At 69.8% G+C, this 4,405-nt stretch carries 7 protein-coding genes; all 7 read left to right on the top strand.

Going from position 1 to position 4,405, the window contains the following annotated elements:
* On the top strand, nt 1-351 hold a 351-nt coding region (locus JWP54_RS13470; RefSeq protein WP_297372909.1), incomplete at its 5' end, for an HNH endonuclease.
* Nucleotides 352-412: 61 nt separating this feature from the next.
* On the top strand, nt 413-799 hold the full coding sequence (locus JWP54_RS13465; protein ID WP_297372907.1) for a nuclear transport factor 2 family protein: 387 nt from the start codon (nt 413-415) through the stop codon (nt 797-799).
* A gap of 58 nt (nt 800-857) precedes the next feature.
* The gene (locus tag JWP54_RS13460; RefSeq protein ID WP_297372905.1) at nt 858-1,451 is read left to right on the top strand and encodes a sulfite oxidase-like oxidoreductase; all 594 of its coding nucleotides are present in this window, start codon (nt 858-860) and stop codon (nt 1,449-1,451) included.
* Entirely contained in the window at nt 1,448-2,197 is a 750-nt protein-coding gene (locus tag JWP54_RS13455; protein ID WP_297372903.1) for a ferredoxin reductase, read from the top strand. Before JWP54_RS13460 ends, JWP54_RS13455 begins: the two co-directional genes overlap by 4 nt.
* Nucleotides 2,194-2,505 (top strand): DUF6510 family protein, encoded by a 312-nt coding sequence (locus JWP54_RS13450; RefSeq protein WP_297372901.1) that lies wholly within the window; start codon nt 2,194-2,196, stop codon nt 2,503-2,505. The genes JWP54_RS13455 and JWP54_RS13450 overlap by 4 nt, the downstream gene beginning before the upstream one ends.
* Nucleotides 2,506-2,549: 44 nt before the next feature.
* A complete protein-coding gene (locus JWP54_RS13445) occupies nt 2,550-3,728 on the top strand; it encodes a MarP family serine protease (protein WP_297372899.1) in 1,179 nt (392 codons plus the stop codon).
* 23 nt (nt 3,729-3,751) lie between these two features.
* On the top strand, nt 3,752-4,405 hold a 654-nt coding region (locus JWP54_RS13440), incomplete at its 3' end, for an RNase H family protein (protein WP_367274225.1).

The following is a 4,405-nucleotide window of genomic DNA, read 5'->3' as shown; positions in this document are numbered from 1 at the left end:
CGCCGGTACGTGCAGATCCGCGACGAAACCTGCCAGGGCATCGGCTGCAACCGGCGGGCCACCCTCAGCGAAATCGACCACACCCAACCCTGGAATACCGGCGGGCCCACCCACGTCGACAACCTCGTCTGCCTCTGCAAGGGCTGCCACCGGCTCAAACACCAATCCAGCTTCAGCACCAACCAAGGCCCTGGCGGGGTCCTCACCTGGACCAGCCCCGGCGGCAAGGAATACAGCAGTAAGCCCGATATGACCATCGGCGAGCCATCCGCTACGCCGGCCGCGACGCCGACGCTTACTGCGACCCCGTCGTCGCCGCCGGCCGAAGCGGACACGCCTCCGCCGTTCTGAGCGGGCAACCCCGAAGCTCCAGACGCTGGTCAAATTCCGTCCCTCGCGCTAGAACTCGGGAATGAGCGAGCCAGCCGACAACCAGGACGCCACCAACCGGTGGATGACGGGCTACCTCGAGGCCTGGTCCTCGAACGATCCCGACCAGGTCGCCGCCCTCTTCACCGAGGATGCCGAGTACTTCACCGACCCGTTCGGCGAACCCTGGCGGGGGCGTGCCGGGATCGTTGCCGGGTGGCTGGAAGCTGCGGACGAGCCGGGCAGTTTCTCATTCGAATGGTCGCCGCTGGCCGTCACCCCCGACGTGTCGATCATCCAGGGCGTCACGCGGTACACGGAAGGTCCCACCTACAGCAATCTGTGGGTGATTCGTCTCACCCCGGACGGTGGGGCGCGCGAGTTCATCGAGAGGTGGATGGACCAGGACAAACCGTCCGGCAGCAGCTGACCGTCGCCCCTAGGATTAGCTTCACCGATCGACCCCCGGCGCAGAAAGGACCCCCGTCATGGGCATCGTCTCACCCGGCTTTTTCGGCCGTCGCCGCAGCGACGATCCCGCCCTACCACCGGGCCAGTACCGCACCGAGGACTTCCCGGTGCTCTCCGCCGGTCCCACCCCGCGGATCAGTCCGGACGAGTGGGAGTTCACCATCACCACCGAGACCGGTCAGGTGCACCGCTGGAGTTGGACGGAGTTCCTCGCGCTGAAGCAGGATGACGTGAGCACCGACATCCACTGCGTCACCAGTTGGTCGAAGCTCGGCACCAGCTGGCGCGGAGTCTCACTCGACACGCTCTTCGAATCCGTCGAATCCGAGTGCGAATTCACCATGGCGCACTCCTACGGCGGCTACACCACCAACGTTCCGCTGGACGACCTGCTCGGCGGTAAGGCCTGGATCGCCCACCAGTTCGACGGTGAGACCCTCGAACCCGCCCACGGCGGCCCGGCCCGACTACTGGTGCCGCACCTCTACTTCTGGAAGAGCGCCAAGTGGGTACGCGGCCTCGAGCTGCTGCGCCAGGACGAACCCGGCTTCTGGGAGAGCAACGGCTACCACATGTACGGCGACCCGTGGCGCGAAGAGCGTTACTGGTGAGAACCGGTTGGAACGTGGCGGAGGTGATCGGAGTGACCCAGGAGACCACAACCGCTCGCACCCTGCGATTGCGCCTGCCCGGACTCACCGGGCACCGCGCCGGCCAACACGTGGACATTCGACTCACCGCGCCGGATGGGTACACGGCGGTGCGCTCCTACTCGGTGGCGTCCGCGCGGCCCGGCGAAGAAATCGACCTCACGGTGGAGGAGCTCACCGACGGCGAGGTCTCGCCGTACCTGGTGCACCAGGTGGCCGCGGGCGACCAGCTCGAGGTGCGCGGACCCGTCGGCGGCTGGTTCGTCTGGGATCCGGCCGATCCGTCACCGGTACAACTCATCGCCGGCGGCTCGGGCGTGGTGCCGTTGATGGCCATGCTGCGCGCCCACGCGGTCGCCGACCCCGCCTCCGCCGGCGGCTCGGCACCGTTCCGGCTGCTCTATTCCGTGCGCGGGCCGGCCGCCGTCTACTACCGCGCTGAGCTCGACGAACTGGCCAGGTCCCCGCTGGTGGACGTCACCCTCGTGTACACCCGAGAGGCGCCCGCCGGCAGCCCGAGCCCGGCCCGGCGGCTGGATGCGGCGACCCTGACCGCCCGGGCGCTGCCGGCCGCCGACAACCCGGCCGTGTTCATCTGCGGGGCCACCGCCTTCGTCGAGACCGTCGCCGACTGGCTCGTGCAGGCCGGTCACTCCCCCGAGCGCATCAAGACCGAACGATACGGCGGGATGGGGGCCAAACCGTGACCGATTCGGCGGACCTGGATTACCTGGATGGCAACGCCGCCGCCGGTCCGCTCAGCGAGTTCTTCGCCGTCGACGTCGTCAGCGCCCGCGGCCGCTGCGCGCACTGCGGTCGCACCGCCGCCCTGGCCACCGCCCGGCTCTATCCGAGCTCGCACGGGCTGTTGCTGCGCTGCCCCGGCTGCACCGAAATCCTGCTCCGGCTGGTCGACTCCGGCGACAGCGTCTGCCTCGACCTGCACGGCCTGAGCTTCGTGGAACTGCACCGGGACGAGGGCGGTTCTCAGCCAAACCCGCAGCCGCCCGCCTAGGCTGAAGCCGGCGGAGTCCTTCCGCCCCTCAAGCGGGAGCGTGCATGCAGGGTTCGGTCATCCTCGACGTCATTCTGATCGTGTTGCTGGTCGCCAGCCTCGGCGCCGGCTTCCGCAGCGGCCTGATCGGCAGCATCAGCGGCCTCCTCGGCCTGGTGGCCGGCGCCGTCGCGGCGTACTTCGTGGTGCCGCTGGTGCCCACCTGGGTGTCCGCCGCCGAGTGGCGCACCCCCGCGACGATCGCCGCTGCGCTGTTCCTGGTGATCGCCGGCCTCACCATCGGCGAGTCGATCGGCCGTGCCCTGCGCAGCCGCACCCCGCGGAAGCTCCGCGGCATCGACCGGCTCTTCGGTGCCGTGGTCGGCGTGGCCGCTGCCGCCGCGGTGATCTCCATGGTCGCGTTCAGCGTGAGCGCGCTGGGCATCCCCGCGCTCACCGCCGCGATCGCCTCCTCGGGTGTCGTGCGCACCATCGATTCGGTCACCCCGGTGCCGGTCAAGAGCTTCCTGGCGCAGTTGCGCTCCACCGTCGTCGACGACGGCCTGCCCGTCATCGCGGATGCCTTCGGCGGCCAGAGCCCGACCCTGCCCGACGCCCAGCTCGACAGTGCCGCCCTCGACACCGCCGCCGAATCCGTGCTGCGCATCACCGGCAATGCCGTGGCCTGCGGGCAGAGCCAGTCCGGCTCCGGCTTCGTCATCGCACCGGAGCGGGTGCTGACCAACGCGCACGTCGTGGCCGGCGTCACCGACGCCGTTGTTGAGGTACCCGGCGCGGGTGCCATCACCGGCGAGGTCGTGTACTTCGACCCCGTGGACGACCTGGCGATCATCGCCGTGCCCGGCCTCACCGCGGCCCCGCTGACCCTGCAGGGCGACCTCGCCGTCGACAGCGAGGCCGTCAGCTTGGGCTACCCGTTCGGCGGCCCGTTCGACTCCGACCCCGCCCGGGTCATGTCGGTGGACTCGGTGCTGGTGGCCGACATCTACGGCCAGGACCCCACCGCGCGCGCCGTGTACACGCTCGCCGCCGACGTGCAACAGGGCGAATCGGGCGGCCCGCTGCTCAGCATCGACGGCCGGGTGGCCGGCGTCATCTTCGCCAAGGCCGCCAACACGGCGAATGTGGGCTACGCGCTGGCGATGTCGGAAGTCACCCCGGTCGTGGAGCAGGCGACCGGCCTGACCGGCGCCGTCGACTCCGGCAACTGCATTCAGAGCTGACCGGCGCTGGCAGACTAGAGCGCATGACTATTACCGCCGCCGCAGACGGCTCGGCCCTTGGCAACCCCGGACCGGCCGGCTGGGCCTGGTACATCGACGACAACAACTGGGCCGCCGGCGGCTGGAAGCACGCCACCAACAACCAGGGCGAGCTGAAGGCCGTGCTCGAGCTGTTCCGCGCCACCGCCCACGTCGACGACGACCTGCTGGTGCTCTGCGACAGCCAGTATGTGATCAACTCGGTCACCAAGTGGATGCGCGGCTGGAAGGCCAAGGGCTGGCGCAAGGCCGACGGCAAGGCCGTGATGAACCTCGAACTGCTGCAGGAGATCGACGAAGCCCTGGTCGGCCGCAAGTACCGCTTCGAGTGGGTCAAGGGACACGCGAACCACCCGCTCAACGAGGCAGCGGATGTGCGCGCGAGAGGCGTCGCTGAGGCGTATCAGGCGGGCCGCAGCATCCCGTCCGGCCCGGGCTGGGAGGGGTTCCACCACGAGCTGGGCGGCTCTTCGGCCGCCTCGGATACCTTCGGCACCCCGGCCTCCCCTGCCGGCTCGGCCTCCCCTGGCGGCTCGGTCTCTCCTGGCGGCTCGGCCCCCCCTGGCGGCTCGGTCTCTCCTGGCGCCTCGGCCGCCCCTGTCTCCGCGATTCAGACCGAGCTGCCCGCCCTCGTCGAG

The organism is Cryobacterium sp., assembly GCF_025463825.1.
Classification (GTDB): domain Bacteria; phylum Actinomycetota; class Actinomycetes; order Actinomycetales; family Microbacteriaceae; genus Cryobacterium.
This window is presented reverse-complemented; position numbering and strand designations above follow the sequence as displayed.

What these genes read in the sequence shown, in the direction of transcription:
- JWP54_RS13465 (WP_297372907.1), top strand. Translation starts at nt 413, where the DNA reads ATGAGCGAGCCAGCCGACAACCAGGACGCCACCAACCGGTGGATGACG.
- JWP54_RS13460 (WP_297372905.1), top strand. Translation starts at nt 858, where the DNA reads ATGGGCATCGTCTCACCCGGCTTTTTCGGCCGTCGCCGCAGCGACGAT.
- JWP54_RS13445 (WP_297372899.1), top strand. Translation starts at nt 2,550, where the DNA reads ATGCAGGGTTCGGTCATCCTCGACGTCATTCTGATCGTGTTGCTGGTC.